Consider the following 664-nt stretch of genomic DNA (forward strand, 5'->3'; position numbering starts at 1 on the left):
CACCCGTGTGGGACGTCGCCGACGGCGCGCTCGGCCAGCGACGGCCCGACGTCCTCGTCGTCGCCGACGCCGGCCAGGTGCCCCTCGCCGGGGTCCTGGCCGTCGCCGATCGTGCCGACCGACTGCTCCTGGTCGGTGACCACGGCCGCCTCCCGCCCCAGGCCCACGGCCACCATCCCGAGCCCGTGGACCGGTCCGCCCTGGAGTGGCTCGCCGAGGGCCACCGGACCGTGCCGTCAGGGCGCGGGTACCTGCTCGCGCGCAGCCGCACCTTGCACCCGCGGCTGCGGCAGGAGGTCTCCGCCCTCGCCTACGACGACCGCCTGGCCGCACCCGACCAGGAGGACCCCACCGACCTGGACGGCACCCGACCGGGGGTGCTGTGCGTGCCCGTGACCCACGAGGGCTGCACGACGTCGTCCCCCGCCGAGGCCCGCGCCGTCACCGACCAGGTGGTCCGACTGCTGGGCCGGCGATGGCGCCACGGGGACGTCGACCGACCCCTGGCCGCGCAGGACGTCGCGGTCGTCGCGACCCACCCCGAGCAGGTCGAGGTCGTCGCGCGCACGCTCGCCGCCGCCGGGTTCGCCGACGTGCCGGTGCTGACCGTCGAGGAGGCCCAGGAGGTGCGCCCCGTGGTCGTCGTCCTGACGACCGCGACCTC

At 77.1% G+C, this 664-nt stretch carries 1 pseudogene; it reads left to right on the forward strand.

Annotated features, from left to right (window positions below):
* Positions 1 to 185: 185 nt before the first annotated feature.
* A pseudogene (locus N869_RS18165) lies at positions 186 to 664 on the forward strand (TM0106 family RecB-like putative nuclease); the annotation flags it as partial.

The organism is Cellulomonas bogoriensis 69B4 = DSM 16987, from assembly GCF_000767165.1.
GTDB lineage: Bacteria > Actinomycetota > Actinomycetes > Actinomycetales > Cellulomonadaceae > Actinotalea > Actinotalea bogoriensis.